Source organism: Rhizobium sp. 01T444 (assembly GCF_056398305.1).
Window position 1 is genome coordinate 1 of sequence record NZ_JBFTPD010000004.1, and the last position, 20,921, is coordinate 20,921.

Genomic DNA, 20,921 nt, shown 5'->3' on the forward strand with positions numbered 1-20,921 from the left:
CAAAGTAGCCGGTGTACTCGGGAAACTCGCGATCGTGGAAAGTGTTGCGCTTGAGCTCACGATAGATCGTTGAGCGATGACGTCCGAGCTGGCGGGCGATCTCGCCAACTGGCACCTTTCGCTCTCTGAGGTGATAAAGACGGCGACGATCGGCGAGGGTGAACTGCTGATAGCAAAGCGACATGCCAAAATCTCCAAAGTGAAGCCATTGAAATTACTGGCATGTCGCACTTGGAAATAGAATGTACCTGGCAGCACATAAGGATCGCATAATAGATATTATGGAACCAAAACCATAGCCCGAACCTCAGACTCCCAAACCCGCTACCGCGAAGCGGCAACATAAGTCGACAACGGATGAACCCGAGCTAAAAAGGAAGCGTGTTGTTAGAGTGGTTGTTCACCATTCCCCGAGAAGTTCAAAGCCGATCAGGACGATGTCGGATGATCTATTGAGCAACTTCAGATAATAGCGGAGGCATCGATAGCGGAATTGCCTCGGAGTAACATCGTGAAATCTCGATTGTCGTCCCAACTTGTACTTTCAGCATTTGCACTGCTCGCCAGTTCGACGCTTGCTTCCGCGGGCGGCTGGCAGACCGACACGCAAGGCACATCCAATTGGCATGTGACGCCGCCAATCGGGCAGTGCAACGTCAGTCGGGCTAGGAACAGAGCAATACGCGCCGGCATTTACCGCAGCGAGATCGTCTATCGCGACGAGAACGTGCTGACCTTCAGAGGGCTGACCGTTAACGGGGATCGCAAGGAGATCACCTTCGGAAACGAGTCAAGCTGCCCGGAACTGGAGTCGAGAGACATTCCCTAGAGTGCCGGACAGACCATACAGTTAAAGCTGGGCAGTCATGCGGAAAGCGCCACAACTTCGGCGCTCAGCGCATACAAAGCCGCGCTGAGCACTCGAACCATCACTGCAAACCGTCCCACACCTAGGTGAACGCGTAAGGCTTGTAATCCGTATCGTAACCGAAGTAGCGCGGCCCCACCAAGGCGATCCCGGCCGGTGTCTGCCATTGCGGGTTACACGGGAAGGCGAGCGCCACGAGGCGCAATCCATACCGCAAGGAGTCTGCGGTCACGGGAGCCCCCGTCTCAGCCTCCAGCAGCGTGATGAGATCGGGCGTCGTGCAAATTATCTTGCCATCCCGCTCAGCCATCAGGAATTCGTTCTGGAAATCCAGCCTGAAGCCGTGGCCTTTCCAATCGTCGAGACCGTCGAAACGCGCACTGCCCCGGGCAAAGCCACCGATGGTGCGGCGATCGACATCCTTGACGCGGCCGTGGAAGATGATGCTCGCGCCGAGCAACCTGGTGATGGCAGCCACGGGATCGGCATGTGCTGTTCGGGTTTCCCGCAGTGTGCGGCCAAGATTGACGCATAGCGACAGCGTCCCGCGCACAACCGCCTTCTTGGCCACCTCTCCGCTCATCGGATAGAAGGCGAGCAAGGCAGAACCGCCCATTTCGACAGTTGCGGCGCGCGCCAGACGTTCCGTCCAGCCGTTGCTCACTGTTTCCAGAACCAGTGAATTGCCCTTGTCGTCGCAAAGCACCATCGGCGTTGCCGAGACGCCGTGCAGCGTAAAGGTCTCCATCTGCAGCTCGGGATAGGCACGCCCCATGCCGTCACCATCGACGAGCGGCAGGCCGCTTGCTGCGGCGACAACGAAAGGCGTGGTCGAATTGATCCCACCTGCCTCGCCGCAAAGCACCGCGTCGATCTTTCGCCCCAGCACTTTCTCGAGCTGACGGAAGGCATTCATCAGTTCGTCGCCCTGGGGCAGCTTTTCGGTCATGACGGTCGGAGCGCCCATCATGCAGACGGGCACGACCAGCGCGTCGTCCGGCAGTTCGTCGACATCGACAAGCTTTACGGGGCCATGCTTGCGGATCGCTTCCTGCGCCATCAGCTTGCCGACATAGGGATCGCCGCCGCCACCCGTGCCGAGAATGGCGCCGCCGATCGCGATGTCTTCGAGATCCTCTGCATGGATCGTTCTCAACGTCTTCATCATTCCCCCTATCGCGCAGTCTGGCGCGTAACGAGCGGCTCGAATGTCAGCTCCGGAAAACCGAAGGCTTTCGGCCCGACGATTTCGAGTGCGCGCGGCGTTTTCATCAAATCGTGCACCGGCAGGCCGATGACGGCGACGCGCTGGCCATAGCGCAGCATCTCCGTGGTGATCGGCTCACCGGTGTCGATTTCGAGATTCATGATCAGGTCGGGCACCATGATGACCGGCTTCTCGTCGATCCAGAGCACGAGGTTCTCGTTCTGGATGGCGATGCGGGCTTCCGAACCCGTCCAGTCGCCGGTCCCAGTAATGATGGCATGGCCGCGCGCAAAGCCGCCCTTCAGTTCGCGGCGGATATCGACGATCTTGCCGGTGAAGAAGAGCTTGGCGCCGGCGCTTTCAATCACACGCTCGACGACATTCTGACGCTTGGCGCGGGCATCGAGCACCGTGCGGCCGATTTCCAGTGCCTGGCTGACCGTGCCGGGGATGGCGGTGCGGCGGACGAAGTCGCCACGCATCGGCGCGGTGGCGAAGCCGGCCCCTGCCCCCATGGCGACAGCCGTGTCGCGGGCGAAACGCTCGAGCCAGAACATGTCGATGACGTCCTTGAAAACGACGACATTGCCCTTCTCATCGGCGATAGCCGCCGGCGAGACCGGTGCGCCGTAGATCATGTAAGTCGTCATCTGCACCTCGGGGAAGGCGCGACCCATGCCATCACCATCGACGACCGGCAGTCCGGCCATCGCGGCGGCAATGATCGGTTCGATGGAATTGGCGCCGCCGATTTCGGCGGAAATCACTGCCGAAACCTTGACACCCGCGGTCTCCTCGACCGCGCGCATCGCGCGATAGCATTCGCCGCCTTCCTCGATCTTCTCGACACCGACAACGGGCGCGCCGATGCCGCCGACCTCAGCGACCCAGCTGTCCTCTGCAAGCGCCTCCAGCGGTATCACCCGCACCTGTGCGCCTTTGCGTATCAATTCGCGGGCGCGCAGCATGCCGATATAGGGGTTGCCGCCACCGCCGGTCCCGAGCAGCGCTGCACCGATCGACAGCGGCAACAGGTCCTCTTCCCTAAGCAGGTAACCTTCAGCGGGCATTGAGCTCTCCCACAGCCTTGACGCGGATGCGGGTAGCATTGCCCGGCAGATAAGCGAGCGGCACATCCTCGACATCAACGATCTCGATGGAGTCGCGTGCAGCGCCTGCCGCAACCGCTGCTTCGATGGCACGGCTCTTGGCATCTTCGAGTGATTTCTCGCGCCCCATTTCGGCGAGTGCATAGACCCGGTCGACTTCACCCGAGACCTGCGCGATCGCCGCGCCGACGGCGTTGGCGACGCCGAAATGCGATGGTTTGATCACTTCGAGTCCTGCAATCGGCCGATTGACGAGGATGGAGCCACCGCCGACGACAATGACAGGCAAGGGATCGGGAGACAGGCGGGAGCGCTCCACGCAATCCTCGAGCATGTCGTGGATCTTTTGCTGTACGCGCTGCAGCAGATCGGCCGGAAGATGGGAAGCCTTGGCAGGATCGCCGAGTGTCGCGTTGCCGGCAGCAACGGTGATATCGGTCGTCGTCAGCGTCTTTCCGCCGAAGATGAGCGCTTCCGTCTGAATACGGTAGCCGACCGACACGGGACCGACCTTGATGCCGTTCTCCGTTTCGACGACATGCGAACCGCCGCCAAGGCCGATCGAGAAGACGTCGGGCATGCGGAAATTGGTGCGCACGCCACCCACTTCGACGGCGACCGTGGCCTGCCGTGGGAAACCTTTATACAGAGAGCCGACATCCGATGTCGTGCCGCCGATATCGACGACGATTGCATCGCTGACACCCGAGAGGAAGGCCGCACCGCGCATGGAATTGGTGGGACCCGAGGCGAAGGTCAGGACTGGGAATTTCTCGGCGAAGGCGGCATCCATCAGCGTGCCGTCATTCTGCGTCAGGAAGAACTTGCCCTTGATGCCGGTCTCCGCGATCGCCTTGCGGAAGGCATCGATTACATGGGCCGAGAGATCGCGCAGGCAGGCGTTCATGATTGCCGCATTCTCGCGTTCGAGCAGGCCGATGCGGCCGATCTCGCTGGACAGCGTAATATGAGCGCCTGGAAGTGCCTTTTCGAAGATCTCGCCAGCGCGCTTTTCAAAGTCAGTGCTCACAGGCGAGAAGACGGACGTGATGGCGATCGTGTCGATGCCCTTCGCCTTGATGTCGGCGGCGATCTTCAGCAGTTCTTCCTCGTCGAGCGGTGAGATCACCCGGCCGTCGAATTCATTGCCGCCATGAGCGAGATAGGCATGATTGCCGATTGCCTGCTTCAGATCCTCCGGCCAGTCGACCATCGGGGGCAGCGAGGCGGTGGCCGGCAGGCCAAGCCGCACGGCAGCCGTCTGGGCGAGATCACGACGCTGAACGACAGCGTTGGTGAAATGTGTCGTGCCGATCATGACGAAGTCGACCGCGGATGCCTCCATCCCTGAGGCTGCGAGCACGTCACGCAGCGCGTTGACGACACCGCTCATGACATCTGCTGTTGTCGCTGACTTCACGCCGGCAATCACGTCCGGTCCATTCATGATGACGGCGTCCGTATTGGTGCCGCCGACGTCAATACCAATTCTGATCATCAGTCCTAACCTCGTTGGTGACTTGCTTGTTGATCGACTTCCCTGAGCGCCAGCAATTTCTCGGCTGTCGGGATCTCCCCGTCGATCAATGGAATTTTCGGGCGCATCGCCTCCTCCTCCTTCGAAATGACGGGAACGGAGGCGAGGAGAAGCCGGGTATAATCGTGGGATGGGTTTTCGAAGACGGAGGATACCGCCCCCGTTTCGACGATCTGGCCACGATAGAGCACACCGACATTGCCGGCGAAATTACGCATCAGGCTGAGATCGTGGGAAATGAAGAGATAGGTGAGGTCCATACGCCCCGCGAGATCGGTCAGAAGATCGATGACCCGCGCCTGCACCGACACGTCGAGCGCCGAGGTCGGTTCGTCGAGCACCAGCAGTTTCGGCTCGACGGCGAGTGCCCGCGCAATTGCCACGCGCTGTTTTTGGCCACCGGAAAGCTCATGCGGATAACGCTCGGCGAAATTCGCCGGCAGTTGCACCATCTCCAGGAGTTCGGAAATGCGCTGGCGCCTGTTGCCGGAAAAGCCGTGCGCATCGAGCGGCACGGCGACGGACTGGCCGACGGTACGACGCGGATTGAGCGAGGAGCCTGGATTCTGGAAGACCATCTGCACATGCCGCGAATGGTGACGTCTCGTTTTCGCAAGGCCTTCGCCGTCAATCAGGATTTCGCCGGCATCCGGTTTTTCGAGCCCCATGATCATGCGGGCGATGGTCGACTTGCCGGAGCCGCTTTCGCCGGCGAGGCCGTAGACCTTCCCCTTCTCGATCGAGAAGGAAACGTCGTCAACCGCCCTCACCTCGCCGATCTGGCGGCCGAAGGCATTGCGAACGGGAAAGGATTTCGCAAGATTGCGGATCTCAAGCATCGGCGTGCTCATGCGGTGACCTCCCCGCTAGAGCGCGTGCCACCCGTCAGCCGCGGAACGGCATCGATCAGGCTGCGGGTATAGGGATCGCGCGGATTGTCGAAGATACCGGCGGTCTCGCCGTGTTCGACAATGGCGCCCTTGTTCATGACATAGACATAGTTCGAGGTCTCGCGCACAACGCCGAGATTGTGGGTGATCATCAGCAGCGCCAGACCGCGCTCTTCAACAAGATCCTTCAGCAGCTTCAGGATTTGCGCCTGCGTGGTGACGTCCAGCGCGGTGCCCGGTTCATCGGCGATCAAAAGCTGCGGTTCACTCAAGAGCGCCATGGCGATCAGCACGCGCTGGCGCATGCCGCCTGACAGCATGATCGGGAAGGCCTGCGTAACGCGCTCGGGATCGCGCATGCGAACCTGTTCGAGCACCTGATGGACACGCACCATGCGCTCCCTGCGCGAGCGCGAGCGGCCGAGACGCTTATCCGCATATTTCAGGATCGTGCCCATCTGGTCGCCAACGGTGAAGACCGGATTGAGCGAACTCATCGGGTCCTGGAACACCATGGACATGGCGGTACCGCGCAGCCGCAGCCGGTCCTTCTCGGGCATGGTGAGCAGATCGGCGCCATCATAATAGATCTCGCCGGATGTGATGCGGGCGGGTGGCTGGCGTAGCAGGCCCATGATCGCCTTCATCGTCACCGTCTTGCCGGAGCCGCTTTCACCGACAAGGGCAACCTGCGATCGGGCCGGGACGTCGAGGCTGACGCCGTGCAGCACGCGGCTGGTGCGGCCATAGGTGGAGAACTCGACCGAGAGATTGCTGACACGCAGGAGAGGGAAACTCATCGGACCTCCTGGACGTCGAAGAGGTCTCGCAGGCCATCACCCAGGAGGTTGAAGCCCAGCGCGACGAAAAGAATGGCGGAGCCAGGCAGAACCGATTCCCACCAGTAATCCGGCAGGAAGGCGGCGCCTTGGGCAACCATCGTGCCGAGATCCGGCGTCGGCGGCTGGATGCCAAGGCCCAGGAAGGAGAGCGAGGCGCCGACGAGGATGACGAAGCCGCAATCGAGCGAGGTCTTCACGGCGATTGCCGAGACGCAGTTCGGCAGGATCTCGCGGAAGAGGATATGGAACTTGCTCGCACCGAGTGTCTCCGCCGCCTCGATGAATTCCTGGGCGCGGATCTGCTTGGTGATCGAATAGATCAGTCGTGTGTGCCATGTCCACCAGAGCGCCGATATGGCAAGCAGCGAATTGATGAGGTTTGGCGACAGCACCGCGGCGACGGCGAGCGCCATGACGAGCGGCGGGATGGCGAGCGCGATATCCGTCACGCGCATGATCAGCACCTCGACCCAGCCTCCAAAATAGCCGGCGAGAATGCCGAGGATGGTGCCGATCGGAACGGCCGTGCCGAGCACGACCAGCGCCAGAAGCAAGGAGATACGCATGCCGAAGATCACGCGGCTGAAGATATCGCGGCCGACATTGTCCGTGCCGAACCAGAAGTCGCCTGATGGCGGCAGATGGCGGGCGCGAAAATTGACGGCAGCACCGACATGTTCGGGATGCGGCGTGATCCATGGCGCGAGGATCGCGGCGAGCACGCAGATGATGACGATCGCTGCACCGATGACGGCGGTCGGATTGCGCGAGAAGCGATACCAGTTCTGATAGGCATTCGAGAGGCGTTCGACCTCGATAACAGGCGTATCGGACATCAGCGCCTCCCCCGGATACGAATGCGCGGATCGACAATGCCGACCAGCACATCGATGACGAGATTGACGATGACGAAGAAGACGCCGGAGACGATCACCACGCCCATGACTGCGTTCAGGTCCTTCTGCATGATGGTGCGCACGCCATAGGCGGCCATGCCGGGCCAGGCGAAGACGAGTTCGACGACGAAGGCGTTGCCGATCAGCGATGCGAATTCGAGGCCGGAAATGGTGAGAGGCGGAACGAAACTCGGCCGCAACATATATTTGAAGACCCGCACGCGCTCGGGAATGCCGAAGGCTCGGCTCGCCTCGATATAATCCTGGCTGGAAACGTCGATCATCGAGGAGCGCGTGATGCGTGCTATCTGGCCCATGGTCGCCGCAGAGAGCGCAAGCGAGGGAAGAAGGAGATAGCGCAGGCCCTCGCCGAAAACGTCCAGCCGTCCGTGCAGCAGGGAATCGAGCGTGACGAGACCGGTAATATCGGCGCTGAAGACCATGCCCGGTGGCAGGCGCCCGGTCGTCGGCAGGATATGCAGCACATAGCCGGCAAGGATCTGCAATACGAGCGCAAGGAAGAAGCTCGGCGTTACGGCGGAAAAGATCGCAATCAGCCGCACCAAATTATCTGGCCATTTGTCCTTCCAGCGCGCTGCAGCGACACCCAACGGAACACCGAACAGGAAGGCGATGGTGATCGTGGCGAGCACCAGCTCGAAGGTCGCAGCAAAAGTCTCGCGAATATCGTCGCTGACCGGGCGCTTGGTCAGAAGCGACAGGCCGAGATCGCCGCCGACGAGCCCGGATACATAGATCCCGTATTGCTGGATCAGCGGCTTGTCGAAGCCGAGTGTCTGGCGAAATTGCTCGACCTGCTCATTGCTGGCCCGAGGCCCGAGCGCCAGTCGCACCGGATCCCCCGGCATGCCGCGAGCGATCGTGAAGATCACCACCGACAGTCCGAAAAGAACAAGCAGCGACCACAAAGCGCGCCTGACCAGGAAGAGGAGGAATTCCAATGTTCCAGCCCTGTTTCAACTCATGATGGAGGATGTGGACGGCCCTTTCGAGCCGTCCTTTCCGGGCAGTTCGTCATGAGGGTGACGCTGCCCGAAACGCGCTCAGCCGTTACTTGCAGGTCCAGYGGTAACGGGTGAACTTGTAGTCAAAGGACTGCATCGGCACGGCATGGAAGCCTTCCAGGCACTTGTCCATGGCATGCTGTACCGTCTGCGTTTCCAGGAAGACATCCGGCTGCAGATCGACGATCTTGTGCTGCAATTCCTTGTAGATCTCGGCCTGCTTGGCCTTGTCGGGCGTTTCGCGAGCCTGATCGATCAGGGCATCGATCGCCGGATCCTGCAGCCATTCGGCTGAAGCCCAGGTGCCGGCCGCTTTCGAATGATATTGCGTGAAGAACATGGAATCCGGCGAAGGATAGGTCGGGCCGAAAAAGATCTGGTTGACGTTTGGCGTCGTTTCGACCTTGCCGGCAATTTCCGTCACTCGGTTCCACGGATCGGCCTGCTGTGTCACCTTGAAGCCGAGCTGTTCGAGGTTCGACTGCATCAGCAGGCTGAGCTCTTCCTCGAACTTGGTGCCGGCAACATAGCCGAGCGTGATCGGTATCTCGCCGCCGGCATATTTCGACTGGGCAATTTCCGCCTTGGCAGCCTCGAGATCGTATTTCGGTGCCGGCAGGTCGCTCGCATAATAGTCGGCAAAACCTGAAGGCAGCGGACCATTCAACTGACCGCCCGGCACGATGACGCTGCGGATCGTGTCGTAGTCGGTTGCATAGGCAAGTGCACGGCGAATATGGATATCGTCGGTCGGCGGTACCTTAGTATTGAGCTTCAGGTAGAAGCCGATCGTCGTATCTTCGCTGACGATGTTGAAGCGGCCCATCTCCTGCAGCGCCTTGTAGGTATCGGGCGCCTGGTATTGGCTGCTCATCGTGAGTTCGCCAGAGGCTGCAAGCGAGCGGACGGTCGCCTCGTCATTGGTGATGATCCAACGCACTTCGTCGATCGGGCCGTCATTAAAGCCCTTGTAGTATTTGGGATCGCGTTCGATCGTCATTGACGCGCCGCGGTCCCAGTCCTTCAGCGTGTACGGGCCAGCACCGGCGGTCTTCGTTGAAAGATAGGTCTGGCCGTCATCACTGCCGGCATTGGCCTTGACCACATCGGCATTGACGATGAAGACGGCCGGGACCGTGCTGAGGAACGGTGCGAAGGCTTTCGAGAGGGTGAATTTAACGGTATGCGGATCAACGGCCACAACCGAACCCGGCTTCAGCACGTCTGCGAAGAGGTTGGCCGGCCCGAGATTGATCTTCAAAAGCCGTTCGAAGGAATAGACGACGTCTGCGGCCTCGACGGGCGAACCATCGCTGAAATGCGCGTCGGAACGCAGTTTGAAGGTCACTTCCTTAGCATCCGGCGAGACCGTCCAGCTCTCGGCAAGCTCAGGCTGCAGGTTGCCGCTGGAATCGACGGTCACCAGACCGTCGTAGAGGTTCACGGCAGCCATATAGTCGGTGTAGTCAGAGATCTTGGCGGGATCAATCGTACCGAAGATCTGAACGGTATTCATGGTCACGGTTGTTTTGGCCGCGGCCGAGCCCGCAAAGCCGGCGGCAAGCACGGCCATAGCGGTAGAAGCAATCAGCTGTAATCTGCTCATGATATCTCCCGGTTCAAAAGTTCCCTGCGACCATTTTGATCGCTTTTGTTGGACCGCCTTCCACCCGGCACTGAACCGTACGGTCTGCTCGGGAGGAGCATCCGACACTTGGGTTACCGGTTTGCCGCATTCCCATCGCTGACCCATCCGATTGTCCGCCAGAGGAGGTCTGAGAAGAAGATCGCATATGCAAAGCAACCTGCTCAACAGATGACGGGTCTAGGTTTTTGTTTAAATGGTCTAGGTTTTGTGTCCGTGGAGACGCCGATCTCGCCCGGATTCTGAATCAGCTGACAAAACCGAGCGCCCTTGCCGCGCTGATCGCCTCCTGCCGGTTGCGGCAGCCGAGCTTGCGATAGACATTGCCAAGATGGAATTTGACTGTCGCCTCGCTGAGGCCGAGGGTGCTGGCAATGAACTTGTTGGCGGCGCCTTCCGAAATCATCAGCAGGATCTTGCTCTCGCGCCGGGACAGGTCATTGCGTCCGCCTGCAGAGCGGCTCGATAACCTGCCGCTGTCGCGCAGCTTGCGGATGATCTGCTTGATAGGCAGCGATGTCGCCAGAAAGCCGCCAATGCGCTGATTGTCGATCAGTTCCTCCAGAAAAACGCGTTCTTCCGAAAGCGGGGCGATTGCGCCAAGCCGGGCGCAATCCTCAAAGATCTTCTGCAGGATGGCACGGGCACGCGTCAGATTGCGCTGGCGCTTGGCAATATAGGCGAGCCAAATCTGCCCACTCAGACGCTGGCGGTCAGTCAGATGCAGATTGCCGATAATGCCCTCGATCAGATCGTCAAGTCCAGGGCGTGCAGGCTGCTCGTACGTTATCTGACGCAGCCATGCGAGCGCGAGCGCGATCTCGTCGCGATCATGCAGATGGACAAGCTCTCCGTCATTGCTCACCACCCGGTTCCGGTCGACGCGCGACGTGATTGCTGCAAGGCATTGCGACGCCTCCTGCCAGCGATTTGCATTCTGCAGGATGGCCGCTTCGCGGATTTCGATCATCGCCTGGAACTGGCGGTTGGACACCTGATAAACTCGCCAACGGTCGAGAAAGCTGCGCGCCGCGATCGTCGAGAAATGGTCTCCAAGTGCCTGGCTGCCGTAGTGTAACGCAAATTCCAGCAGGCTTGGCCAGATCTCGCTATGGGAGAAATCGTCGATCTCGAGGCTGAGAAACCGCGCAAGCGGTTCAGCCCGTCCGGTCTCGTATTCGACGCAGGCCTCAAGGAGCAATTGAAGACGCTGATCATTTCGGCTTTCGAATGGAAGCTCGCGAAGACTTTCCGCAGCCCGGAGCGAATGTTTGCGGGCCGCCAGCGCATCACCCATCAAGAGACGGATCAGCGCCTGATGGAGGCTGACATAAAAGCAGAGCATCGGGGCATTGGCGCGCTCGTAATGGTGCATTGCACGTTGCGCCACTTCCTCTGCCTCCGCAAAACGCCGGTTTCGGATGTAGAATTCGAGCACGGAATTGTAGAAGCTGCCGCGAAAAAGATGGTCGTCGAGCGGGAATTCGGCAACGAGCGCGAAGCAGGTTTCCAGGAGCTTTTCGGAGAAGAAATAGTCTTCATAGATGAGCATCAGCAGCCGGAATGCCCTGAATTCCCGAGAAAACACGGCATTCTGGGCAAAGACTGCCTCCGGATCGTTGGCCAGATCGCCGAAACGGTCGGCAAGCAGTCGACGCGCACGCGACACATCCCCGAGTTTCAATGCCTGCAGTGCGAGTGCAAGCACCAGGACTTCGCTTTGCAGCGCGTAGCTTCGCGGAAAACCGGCGAGAATTCGATCATAGGCTTCCGGTCCATGGAAATAGAGGAGGAAGATGCCTTTCGCCTCGGTGAAGACCTTGAGCGCGTTGTCGTATAGGCCAATGCGCTGGAATATCTCGATCGCTCGTATCGGATGGCCATGGGCTGCAAAACTGTCCGCAATCGCCTTGGCGTCTGCCAGCACCTTGATCCGCTCCGCTATCACGGCATCGAGCGCACGATCGATCTCGCTGGCGATCGCCTTTACGCGCAGGCCGTTCTCCGCGACGAGGGGAAGGAAATGGGATTGTTCGCGAAAATCCCCTTTGCCCGTATCCAGAACGATGCGGAGATCGACAAGGACTTCGGGTGGCGCGGATTGAAGAAGCTCGCTTTCGAGGAATGCGCTCAAGCGTTCAGCGCTCAATGTCGGATTGAATGCAATCAGGGGCCACCCGCCTGATGCGTGCATGATATCAGCCACGCCCTCGGCAAAAATCTCTGTCGCTTCGTGCTGGTCGATGAGCAGAAAAGCTTGGTCCACGACATAGGCCTGACCATAGGCGATAGCCCGCGAGAGGCCTGGCAGCAGCGTATCGGGGCGCTTTGCGATAAAAATCCGCGCCCGAGCCGACAGAAAGGCTTCAGGTAAGGCGGCCGGCTTGCCATGGGGTGGGATATCCCAGATGCAGACCTGATCAGGTCGCCATGCGGGTGCCGTTTCATCGCCGTGAATCTCGGCGCCGAAATGAGCGGCAATCTCATTCAGAGCCAACGTCTTGCCCATGCCGGCGGGCGCATCGAGAACGACGATCGGCTCGCGGCGCGCCAGAAGAGCATCGAAGACTCGAGGTCTGTGGACCAAATGCTGCACTCAATTCTCTGGGGTGAACATGCGTTCATCAACCCGCTTCACGCATGTCATAGCAGCAGTGAGGTACCGAATGAACTACCTCTTTCTCAGGAGTATTTTGACGATCTACGTGCTGGTCACTTTGCTGCAGAAACCGACCACTTCCTAACTTAGCCGGTATTTTGCGGCCGCACAAATCTTGTGCGTTTTATCTACGCCATTTCGCGATTTGCTCATCAGATAGGCATCAGTATGCACTTTCACAGCGCTGAATAATGCGCGACACATGCCAATCTTTGAAAATCAAACACATACGCGACCTGGCATAGCGCTTGCATCGAAATGGGCAGAGTTGGTGGCTAGGGTTCCGGCGTTTTCAAAAAAGCGCGACTGGTCCGAGAGCTACTACCGGCGGGGGAGAAATCCTGTCGGGTGCACGGCGGGACAAAAGCCCGGGAGACCTCGTAAGCCAAGGGATTGGCGGCACGATGGTCATTGCCGATCCCTTTTGAAGAAAAGCAAAAGGGGAATTTCAATGCAGACTTTTTCGAAGATCCTTTCCATTACCGCCCTCTCCGCTTCGCTGGCACTGGGTTTCAGTTCCATCGCCGAGGCCGAGCAGAAGACCGAATTCAAGGTCGCCTGGTCCATCTATGTCGGCTGGATGCCCTGGGGTTATGCGGCTGACCACGGCATCGTCAAGAAATGGGCCGACAAATACGACATCAAGATCGATGTCACCCAGTTCAACGACTACGTGGAGTCGATGAACCAGTATACGGCCGGCGCCTTCGATGCCGTGACGCTGACCAACATGGACGGCCTGTCGATCCCGGCCGCCGGCGGCGTCGATACGACCGCCGTCATCGTCGGCGACTTCTCGAATGGCAATGACGCCGTCATCCTGAAGGACAAGGCGAGCCTTGCCGATATCAAGGGCCAGAACGTCAATCTCGTCGAATTCTCCGTCTCGCACTATCTGCTCGCCCGAGCGCTCGAAAGCATCAAGCTGACGGAGCGCGACGTAAAGGTAGTCAACACGTCTGATGCCGACATGGTCGCTGCCTACAAGACCGCCGATGTCACCGCCGTTGTCACCTGGAACCCGCTGGTCTCGACCATCCTCGAAGATCCCACAGCCAAGAAGGTTTTTGACAGCTCGCAGGTGCCAGGCGAAATCATCGACCTGATGGTCGCCAATAGCGGCGTGCTCAAGGACAATCCGAATTTCGGCAAGGCGCTCGCCGGCATCTGGTACGAGACGGCTGCCCTGCTGCGAGCCGATACTGCCGAAGGCAAGGCGGCCCGCGAGGCCATGGGCTCCGCTTCGGGCACCGATCTCGCCGGCTTCGAAGCTCAGCTGGCCGCCACCAAGCTCTTCGACAAGCCGGCCGATGCCGTTGCTTTCACCGCCTCGCCCGRCCTGCCGAAGACCATGGATCTGGTGCGCACCTTCCTTTTCGAGAAGGGGTTGCTCGGCAATGGCGCGCCGTCCGCTGACGTCATCGGCATTGAAATGCCCGATGGCAAGGTACTGGGCGACACAGGCAATGTGAAGCTGCGCTTCACCGAGACCTACATGAAGGCAGCCGCCGACGGTTCGCTCTGATCGCAATGGCGGCGCGGCTTAGCCGCGCCCCTTCCCTTCACCAGCGGAGCATTTCCCATGCGTTGGATCAACACGAGGCCGAGCCGGGGCACGCAATTTGCCTTGATGCTGCTACCCTTCGTGCTGCTCGTTGTCGCCTATGCCTTTGGCTCGGCCGCACGACTGGCGGAAAATGCCAATGACAAGCTTCTGCCAAGCCTTGCCGGCTTTGCCGATGCGATCAACCGTCTGGCCTTCATCGCCGACCAGCGTACCGGCGAATTTCTGCTCTGGTCGGACACGGGCGCGAGCCTGATCCGCCTGCTCTCCGGCCTTGGCATCTCGACGGCAATTGCGCTCGCCATTGGCATGTTGATCGGCATGCTGCCCTATCTGAGGGCGTTGCTTTCCCCCTTTGTCGCCGTGATCTCCATGGTTCCGCCGTTGGCGCTTCTGCCAATCCTCTTCATCGTTATGGGTCTCGGAGAGACTTCGAAGATCGCCCTCATCGTCATTGGCGTCGCTCCGACGATGATCCGCGACCTGGCACTGAAGGCGCTGGAACTGCCTCGCGAACAGATCGTCAAGGCCGAGACGCTTGGCGGCTCCTCCTGGCAGATCGGCCTGCGCGTCGTGCTGCCGCAGATCCTGCCGCGGCTGATCACCTGCCTGAGACTCCAGCTCGGCCCGGCCTGGCTGTTCCTGATTGCGGCCGAGGCGATCTCCTCGGATTCCGGCCTCGGCTACCGCATCTTCCTCGTCCGCCGTTACCTCTCGATGGATATTATCTTTCCCTATGTGGTCTGGATCACCCTGCTCGCCGTAGTGATGAACACTTTGCTCGACCGTCTACGCATTGCCGTCTTCCCCTGGTCGGAACTGGAGAAGCAGGTATGAGCGAACTGAAGATCGAAAGGGTCTGGAAGGAATATGGCGACCAGATCGTGCTCGAGGACGTGTCGCTGACCGTTGCCTCGCGCGCCTTTGTCGCCCTTGTCGGCCCCTCCGGCTGCGGCAAGAGCACCTTCCTGCGCATGCTCCTCGGCCAGGAACGGCCGACGAAAGGCAAGATCCTGCTCGACGGCGAGCCGCTGCCGCCGGAGCCGGGACCGGATCGCGGCGTCGTCTTCCAGCGCTATTCTGTCTTTCCGCATCTGACCGTGCTCGGCAATGTGCTGCTCGGCAAGGAGTTGTCCGCCGCGCGCTACAAGGCCAAGCTCTTCGGCGCGGCACGTCGCAACGCCATCGCGGAAGCACGCCAGTTGATCGCCGAGGTCGGGCTTGCCGGTTCGGAGGGGAAATATCCGGCCCAGCTTTCCGGCGGCATGCAGCAGCGCCTTGCGCTCGCCCAGGCACTCATCATGAAGCCGAAGGTACTGTTGCTCGACGAGCCCTTCGGCGCGCTCGATCCCGGCATCCGCGCCGAAATTCACACGCTGATGAAACGGCTCTGGCACGAAACGCAGATGACCGTCGTCATGGTTACCCATGACATGCGCGAGGCCTTCACACTCGCCAGCCGCGTCGTCGCCTTCGAACGCCGTCGCGACCGGCCGGAAGAGAAGGAGCGCTACGGCGCCACCATTACAAAGGACATTTCCATCTGGCCGCCGCGCCTTGCCGGCCAGTCAACGATCTTCAGCCCCGACCGGGACGGCCCGGTCKCTTCCCYGGGGCACAGCCGGGACGACCTGGCACCGTCAGGAGAGATGCWATGATGCATRTAAGACGCTCCCCCGARGAGATCGCCGCCAATCGCGCRCGCTACGAGGAGCAYCAGAAGAAGGGCCTGGAATTCGCGCCAAAGGCCCTGCCCGGCCCAAGCCCGCTGCCGGCGCCGGCCATCGATGCGAACACCGTCATCCACCAGGAGACCATCCCCGGCGGTTGGTACTGGTCGACGAAGCTTTTGCGTGGCGAGGCGATCCGCGTCGATCAGGCCGAAGGCAATTCCACCGTGGCGCTCGCCGCCTGGAATGCCGATGATACGAGCGAGCGGATCAATCTCGTCGATACCGCCAAGGTCCAGTGGACGACGGCGCTCGGCAAGGGACGCTTGATCTTCTCCGACATGGGTCGCGTCATGTTCTCGATGATCGAGGATAGTTCCGGCGCGCATGATTGCCTGATGGGTGGCTCGACGCCCGCCTCGAACGCAGCGAAATATGACGGCCAGAAGACCCGAAACACCCGCGACAACCTCGTCCTCGCTGCGGTCAAGCTCGGCCTCGACCGTCGCGATATTCCAGGCATCCTCAATCTCTTCGCGCCGGTGCGCCTTGCCGAGGCCGGCGGCTTTTGCTGGCAGGGCAAACGCTCCAACAGCGGCGATTACGTCGAGTTGCGTGCCGAAATGGACATGCTGGTCGGCTTTTCCAATTGCCCGCATCCCCTCGATCCGGATCCGACCTACCAACCGAAGCCTGTTGTCATCACCCGCTACAAGGTGGCGGCTCCGGCTACGGATGATCTTTGCCGCACGGCAACTGCCGAAGCCGTGCGTGGTTTCGAAAACAACATCCTGATGCAGGCCTGAGGAGAGACCGATGTCCGATTTCATCCAGACCTCCCCTGCCCGCAGCCCGGAAACCGCCATCGAGGATCATTTCATCGCGGCCGAAGCACCGTGGTCCGGCATCGTGCGCAAGGGCCAGACGATCCGCATCGAGGACAGCTACGGCCAGCAGGCGATCGACACGCTCTTCTATCGTGCCGATGATGTCTCCGAGCGCTATTCCAATCAGGATACGATGCGCATGCAGGGTGCCGCCTATATCGGCATCGGTACGAAAATCGTGTCGAACGAAGGCAATGTCATGCTGACCATGACGGCCGACAGTTGCGGCCGCCATGACACCTCGGCCGGCGCTTGCTCCTGCGAGAGCAACACCGTGCGCTTCGGCCATGGCACGAAATATCTCCACGCCTGCCGCGACAATTTCGTGCTTGAAGTCAGCAAGCACGGCATGGGCAAGCGCGATATCGTGCCGAACATCAACTTCTTCATGAACGTGCCGATCAAGCCGAATGGCGAGATGACGATCGTCGACGGCATTTCCGCGCCGGGTGACTATGTAGAACTCGTCGCCGAGATGGACGTGCTCTGCGTCATCTCCAACTGCCCGCAGATCAATAATCCCTGCAACGGTTTCGATCCGACGCCGATCCGGGTGCTGATCTGGGATGGCGAGGACTGACATGTTCAAGAAAGTCCTGATCGCCAACCGAGGCGAAATCGCCATCCGGGTCATCAAGACCCTGAGGCGCATGGGCATTGCGTCGGTCTCCGTCTATTCCGATGCCGACCGCTTCGCCAAACCCGCAATGGTGGCCGATGAAGCAATCCGCCTTGGGCCGGCACCGGCGAGCGAAAGCTATCTCAATGTCGATGCCGTCATCGCCGCCTGCAAGGCGACGGGGGCGGGAGCAGTGCATCCCGGCTATGGGTTTCTCTCGGAAAATATCGGTTTTGCCGAGCGGCTCGCCGCCGAAGGCATCGCCTTCATCGGCCCGCGGCCCGAACACCTCTCCGCGTTCGGCCTGAAGCATACGGCGCGCGAACTCGCCAAGGCGAGCGGCGTTCCACTCCTGCCCGGCACCGGCCTGCTCTCGAGCGCCGATGAAGCGCTCTCGGCGGCAGAAACGATCGGCTATCCCGTGATGCTGAAAAGTACGGCCGGCGGCGGCGGCATCGGTATGCAGCTCTGCGCTGATCCCGAAAGCCTGAAGGCATCCTTCGAAAGCGTGCAACGCACCGCGCGGGCAAGCTTTGGCGATGCGCGCGTCTATATCGAGCGTTTCGTGGCGGAGGCGCGGCATGTCGAGGTGCAGATCTTCGGCAATGGCAAAGGCAAGGTCATCGCGCTCGGCGAGCGCGACTGCTCGCTGCAGCGGCGAAACCAGAAGGTGGTCGAGGAAACCCCCGCTCCCGGTCTTTCGGCTGCAACCCGCGCTCGCCTGCACAAGGCAGCCATCGACCTCGGCTCGGCTGTCTCCTACGAATCCGCCGGTACCGTCGAATTTATCTATGATCCCATACGTGAGGAATTCTACTTCCTCGAGGTGAACACCCGCCTGCAGGTCGAACATCCCGTTACGGAAGCCGTGTTCGGCATCGACCTCGTCGAATGGATGATCCGCCAGACCGCCGGCGAGGACGTGCTTTCGGGCTCCGAGGCGCTACAGCCGGAGGGAGCAGCGATCGAAGTGCGCGTCTATGCCGAGATGCCACATGCCGATTTCCGCCCGAGTGCCGGCCTGCTGACGGAGGTTGTCTTCCCCGAAGATGTCCGCCTCGATGGCTGGATCGAGACCGGCACAGAGGTGACGCCTTTCTACGATCCGATGCTCGCCAAGCTGATCGTTTCCGCCGAGGATCGTCCGGCGGCAATCGAGAAGCTGAGGGCAGCACTCTCTGGCACGTCGATATCGGGTATCGAGACCAATCTCGACTATCTTCGCGCCATCGCAGGCTCCGAGCTTCTCGCCAGCGGCAAGGTGGCCACCACAGCGTTGCGGGACTTTTCCTTCGTGCCTGACGTTATCGAGGTGATCGCCCCGGGCGCGCAGTCGAGCATTCAGGAATTGCCGGGCAGGCTCGGCCTTTGGCATGTCGGCGTGCCGCCGAGCGGTCCGATGGACGAGCGCTCATTCCGGCATGCCAACCGTCTCGTCGGCAATGGCGATATGGTCGCGGCACTGGAGTTGACAGTGTCCGGTCCGGTGCTGAAATTCCATACCGACACTGTGGTTGCGCTTGCCGGCGCCAGGATGGCGATGAGCGCCGATGGCGTGAAGCTGCCTCATGGTGAGGCCGTCACCATCCGCGCCGGTCAGATCCTGTCGATCGGCAGCATCGATGGACCCGGGCAGCGGGCTTATCTTGCTGTGGCGGGCGGCTTTGCCGCTCCCGTCGTGCTCGGCTCTCGCGCCACGTTCGGGCTCGGCCAGTTCGGCGGCAATGCCACCGGCACGCTGAAGACCGGCCATGTGCTGCATCTTGCCCGTCAGGCCGCCGCCGAACCAACGAAACCGGCGACCGAGCCGGCGGAACTGACGCGCGAGTGGGAGGTCGGTGTTCTCTACGGTCCGCATGGCGCACCTGACTTCTTCCAGGACGGCGATATCGAGACGCTGTTTTCGACGAGTTACGAGGTGCATTTCAACAGCGCCCGCACTGGCGTGCGCCTAATCGGCCCGGCCCCGAAATGGGCGCGCAGCGATGGCGGCGAAGCCGGCCTTCATCCCTCCAATCTGCATGACAATGCCTATGCGATCGGCGCGATCGATTTCACCGGCGACATGCCGATCATCCTCGGACCGGACGGCCCAAGCCTCGGCGGCTTCGTCTGCCCAGCGGTGATCGCTCGCGACGAGCAATGGAAGATGGGCCAGTTCAAGCCGGGCGATCGCATCCGCTTCCATCCCGTCACGCGGTCTGAGGACCCGATTGCCGGGCCGGTCGTGCATCGGGCGAAAGAAGAGACAGGCTCGCCTGTTATTAGCAAGAGCGACGGCGGACCTGTCTCTGTCGTCTACCGCCGCCAGGGTGATGACAATCTGCTGGTCGAATATGGACCGATGACGCTCGATATCGCCCTGCGGCTCAGGGTACATCTCTTGATGCAGGCCGTATCGCAGGCCCGCCTGCCCGGGATCATCGATCTCACGCCCGGCATCCGCTCGCTGCAGATCCACTATGACGGATCGTCTTTGACCCGCAAACGCCTGCTCGGCTTGCTGGCGGAGATCGAGGCGAGCCTGCCGGCAGCCCAGGACGTCAAGGTGCCGAGCCGCATTGTGCATCTGCCACTTTCCTGGAACGATCCGGAAGCGGAACTTGCCATGCGCAAGTATCAGGAACTCGTCCGCCCGAATGCGCCCTGGTGCCCGTCCAATATCGAGTTCATCCGCCGCATTAACGGGCTGGCAGACGAGCAGGCCGTGCGCGACGTCGTCTTCGATGCGAGCTATCTCGTGCTCGGCCTCGGCGACGTCTATCTTGGCGCGCCGGTCGCAACACCGGTCGATCCGCGCCACAGGCTGGTGACCACAAAGTACAATCCAGCCCGCACCTGGACGCCGGAAAATGCCGTCGGTATCGGTGGGGCCTATATGTGCATCTATGGCATGGAAGGCCCGGGCGGATACCAGCTTTTCGGCCGCACCATCCAGGTGTGGAACACCTGGCGGCAGACACCGGTCTTTGCCAAGGGCAAACCCTGGCTGCTGAACTTCTTCGATCAGATCCGCTTCTTCCCCGTCAGCCACCAGGAACTGACGGAGGCGCGCAATGCCTTCCCGCATGGCGGCTATCCTGTGAAGATTGAGGAAACGGAATTCTCCTACGCCGCATACGAGAAGGAATTGCAGGCGAATGCCGTCTCGATCGGGACCTTCAAGGCTCGCCAGCAGGCCGCCTTCGACGCCGAGCGCCAGCGCTGGAAGGAGGCAGGCCTCGACAGCTTCGTTACCGACGAAGGCACCGGTGAAAGCCCTGACGGAGATATCCCCGAAGGCTGCTTCGGCGTTGCCAGCGCCGTGCCCGGTAATATCTGGAAACTTCTGGTCGAGCCGGGTGCACCGGTCGCGGCTGGCGACACGCTTGCCATCATCGAATCCATGAAAATGGAAATCAACGTCACCGCACATGCGCCGGGCCGCGTTCGCGACCTGCGTGCCGGCCCCGGACGAAACGTCAAAGCGGGCGATATCATTGTTGTTCTGGAGGAATGCTGAA

Annotated in this window: 17 protein-coding genes and 1 riboswitch; of the genes, 7 read left to right on the forward strand and 10 right to left on the reverse strand. The window is 60.6% G+C overall.

Annotated elements, in window-relative coordinates; all coding sequences use genetic code 11:
• A partial coding sequence (locus AC1DTN_RS08405) for a helix-turn-helix domain-containing protein (protein ID WP_269833951.1) occupies positions 1 to 184 on the reverse strand: 184 nt, incomplete at its 3' end.
• Positions 185 to 511: 327 nt separating this feature from the next.
• On the opposite strand from AC1DTN_RS08405, the gene AC1DTN_RS08410 reads away from it, so the two are divergent.
• Positions 512 to 829 carry a hypothetical protein gene (locus AC1DTN_RS08410; protein ID WP_477920392.1) on the forward strand — a complete coding sequence of 106 codons (318 nt, stop codon included), beginning with the start codon at positions 512 to 514 and terminating at the stop codon, positions 827 to 829.
• Between the two features lie 121 nt (positions 830 to 950).
• On the opposite strand, the gene AC1DTN_RS08415 is transcribed toward AC1DTN_RS08410, so the two are convergent.
• The 9 genes from AC1DTN_RS08415 to AC1DTN_RS08455 all read right to left on the reverse strand — a co-directional run bounded on the left by AC1DTN_RS08415 (position 951) and on the right by AC1DTN_RS08455 (position 12,615).
• The gene (locus AC1DTN_RS08415; protein ID WP_113320168.1) at positions 951 to 2,033 is read right to left on the reverse strand and encodes a DUF917 domain-containing protein; all 1,083 of its coding nucleotides are present in this window, start codon (positions 2,031 to 2,033) and stop codon (positions 951 to 953) included.
• 8 nt (positions 2,034 to 2,041) lie between these two features.
• Positions 2,042 to 3,145 carry a DUF917 domain-containing protein gene (locus AC1DTN_RS08420; protein WP_439017972.1) on the reverse strand — a complete coding sequence of 368 codons (1,104 nt, stop codon included), beginning with the start codon at positions 3,143 to 3,145 and terminating at the stop codon, positions 2,042 to 2,044.
• The gene (locus tag AC1DTN_RS08425) at positions 3,135 to 4,682 is read right to left on the reverse strand and encodes a hydantoinase/oxoprolinase N-terminal domain-containing protein (RefSeq protein WP_113319984.1); all 1,548 of its coding nucleotides are present in this window, start codon (positions 4,680 to 4,682) and stop codon (positions 3,135 to 3,137) included. Before AC1DTN_RS08425 ends, AC1DTN_RS08420 begins: the two co-directional genes overlap by 11 nt.
• Before the next feature lie 5 nt (positions 4,683 to 4,687).
• Positions 4,688 to 5,572 carry an oligopeptide/dipeptide ABC transporter ATP-binding protein gene (locus tag AC1DTN_RS08430; RefSeq protein ID WP_442206662.1) on the reverse strand — a complete coding sequence of 295 codons (885 nt, stop codon included), beginning with the start codon at positions 5,570 to 5,572 and terminating at the stop codon, positions 4,688 to 4,690.
• A complete protein-coding gene (locus tag AC1DTN_RS08435; RefSeq protein ID WP_439017970.1) occupies positions 5,569 to 6,411 on the reverse strand; it encodes an ABC transporter ATP-binding protein in 843 nt (280 codons plus the stop codon). The genes AC1DTN_RS08430 and AC1DTN_RS08435 overlap by 4 nt, the downstream gene beginning before the upstream one ends.
• On the reverse strand, positions 6,408 to 7,289 hold the full coding sequence (locus AC1DTN_RS08440; RefSeq protein ID WP_113319987.1) for an ABC transporter permease: 882 nt from the start codon (positions 7,287 to 7,289) through the stop codon (positions 6,408 to 6,410). The genes AC1DTN_RS08435 and AC1DTN_RS08440 overlap by 4 nt, the downstream gene beginning before the upstream one ends.
• Entirely contained in the window at positions 7,289 to 8,311 is a 1,023-nt protein-coding gene (locus AC1DTN_RS08445) for an ABC transporter permease (protein WP_477920395.1), read from the reverse strand. Before AC1DTN_RS08445 ends, AC1DTN_RS08440 begins: the two co-directional genes overlap by 1 nt.
• 109 nt (positions 8,312 to 8,420) lie before the next feature.
• Positions 8,421 to 9,980, reverse strand: a complete 1,560-nt coding sequence (locus AC1DTN_RS08450; protein WP_477920396.1) for an ABC transporter substrate-binding protein — start codon at positions 9,978 to 9,980, stop codon at positions 8,421 to 8,423.
• Positions 9,981 to 10,266: 286 nt separating this feature from the next.
• On the reverse strand, positions 10,267 to 12,615 hold the full coding sequence (locus AC1DTN_RS08455) for a helix-turn-helix transcriptional regulator (RefSeq protein WP_477920397.1): 2,349 nt from the start codon (positions 12,613 to 12,615) through the stop codon (positions 10,267 to 10,269).
• 327 nt (positions 12,616 to 12,942) lie between these two features.
• A riboswitch (guanidine-I (ykkC/yxkD leader) is annotated at positions 12,943 to 13,055 on the forward strand.
• Positions 13,056 to 13,129: 74 nt separating this feature from the next.
• Between AC1DTN_RS08455 and AC1DTN_RS08460 the strand changes: the two genes are divergently transcribed.
• The 6 genes from AC1DTN_RS08460 to uca are packed head-to-tail and all read left to right on the forward strand — an operon-like array spanning position 13,130 to position 20,920.
• Positions 13,130 to 14,203: a putative urea ABC transporter substrate-binding protein gene (locus AC1DTN_RS08460; RefSeq protein ID WP_477920398.1), complete on the forward strand. Its 1,074-nt coding sequence runs from the start codon at positions 13,130 to 13,132 to the stop codon at positions 14,201 to 14,203.
• A 57-nt stretch (positions 14,204 to 14,260) separates the two neighbouring features.
• Complete coding sequence (locus tag AC1DTN_RS08465) at positions 14,261 to 15,079, forward strand: ABC transporter permease (RefSeq protein WP_477920399.1); 819 nt, start codon at positions 14,261 to 14,263, stop codon at positions 15,077 to 15,079.
• Positions 15,076 to 15,900 (forward strand): ABC transporter ATP-binding protein, encoded by an 825-nt coding sequence (locus tag AC1DTN_RS08470; protein ID WP_477920400.1) that lies wholly within the window; start codon positions 15,076 to 15,078, stop codon positions 15,898 to 15,900. Before AC1DTN_RS08465 ends, AC1DTN_RS08470 begins: the two co-directional genes overlap by 4 nt.
• A complete protein-coding gene (locus AC1DTN_RS08475) occupies positions 15,897 to 16,718 on the forward strand; it encodes an urea amidolyase associated protein UAAP1 (RefSeq protein ID WP_477920401.1) in 822 nt (273 codons plus the stop codon). The genes AC1DTN_RS08470 and AC1DTN_RS08475 overlap by 4 nt, the downstream gene beginning before the upstream one ends.
• A gap of 10 nt (positions 16,719 to 16,728) precedes the next feature.
• On the forward strand, positions 16,729 to 17,379 hold the full coding sequence (locus AC1DTN_RS08480; protein WP_477920402.1) for an urea amidolyase associated protein UAAP2: 651 nt from the start codon (positions 16,729 to 16,731) through the stop codon (positions 17,377 to 17,379).
• Position 17,380: 1 nt separating this feature from the next.
• Positions 17,381 to 20,920, forward strand: coding sequence for an urea carboxylase (gene uca / locus AC1DTN_RS08485; protein ID WP_477920403.1), 3,540 nt, complete (start codon positions 17,381 to 17,383; stop codon positions 20,918 to 20,920).
• Position 20,921 lies beyond the last annotated feature (1 nt).

Coding starts and splice junctions, on each gene's coding strand:
- AC1DTN_RS08415 (WP_113320168.1), bottom strand. CDS start 2,033: ATGAAGACGTTGAGAACGATCCATGCAGAGGATCTCGAAGACATCGCG.
- AC1DTN_RS08420 (WP_439017972.1), bottom strand. CDS start 3,145: ATGCCCGCTGAAGGTTACCTGCTTAGGGAAGAGGACCTGTTGCCGCTG.
- AC1DTN_RS08425 (WP_113319984.1), bottom strand. CDS start 4,682: ATGATCAGAATTGGTATTGACGTCGGCGGCACCAATACGGACGCCGTC.
- AC1DTN_RS08430 (WP_442206662.1), bottom strand. CDS start 5,572: ATGAGCACGCCGATGCTTGAGATCCGCAATCTTGCGAAATCCTTTCCC.
- AC1DTN_RS08435 (WP_439017970.1), bottom strand. CDS start 6,411: ATGAGTTTCCCTCTCCTGCGTGTCAGCAATCTCTCGGTCGAGTTCTCC.
- AC1DTN_RS08440 (WP_113319987.1), bottom strand. CDS start 7,289: ATGTCCGATACGCCTGTTATCGAGGTCGAACGCCTCTCGAATGCCTAT.
- AC1DTN_RS08465 (WP_477920399.1), top strand. CDS start 14,261: ATGCGTTGGATCAACACGAGGCCGAGCCGGGGCACGCAATTTGCCTTG.
- AC1DTN_RS08480 (WP_477920402.1), top strand. CDS start 16,729: ATGTCCGATTTCATCCAGACCTCCCCTGCCCGCAGCCCGGAAACCGCC.
- uca (WP_477920403.1), top strand. CDS start 17,381: ATGTTCAAGAAAGTCCTGATCGCCAACCGAGGCGAAATCGCCATCCGG.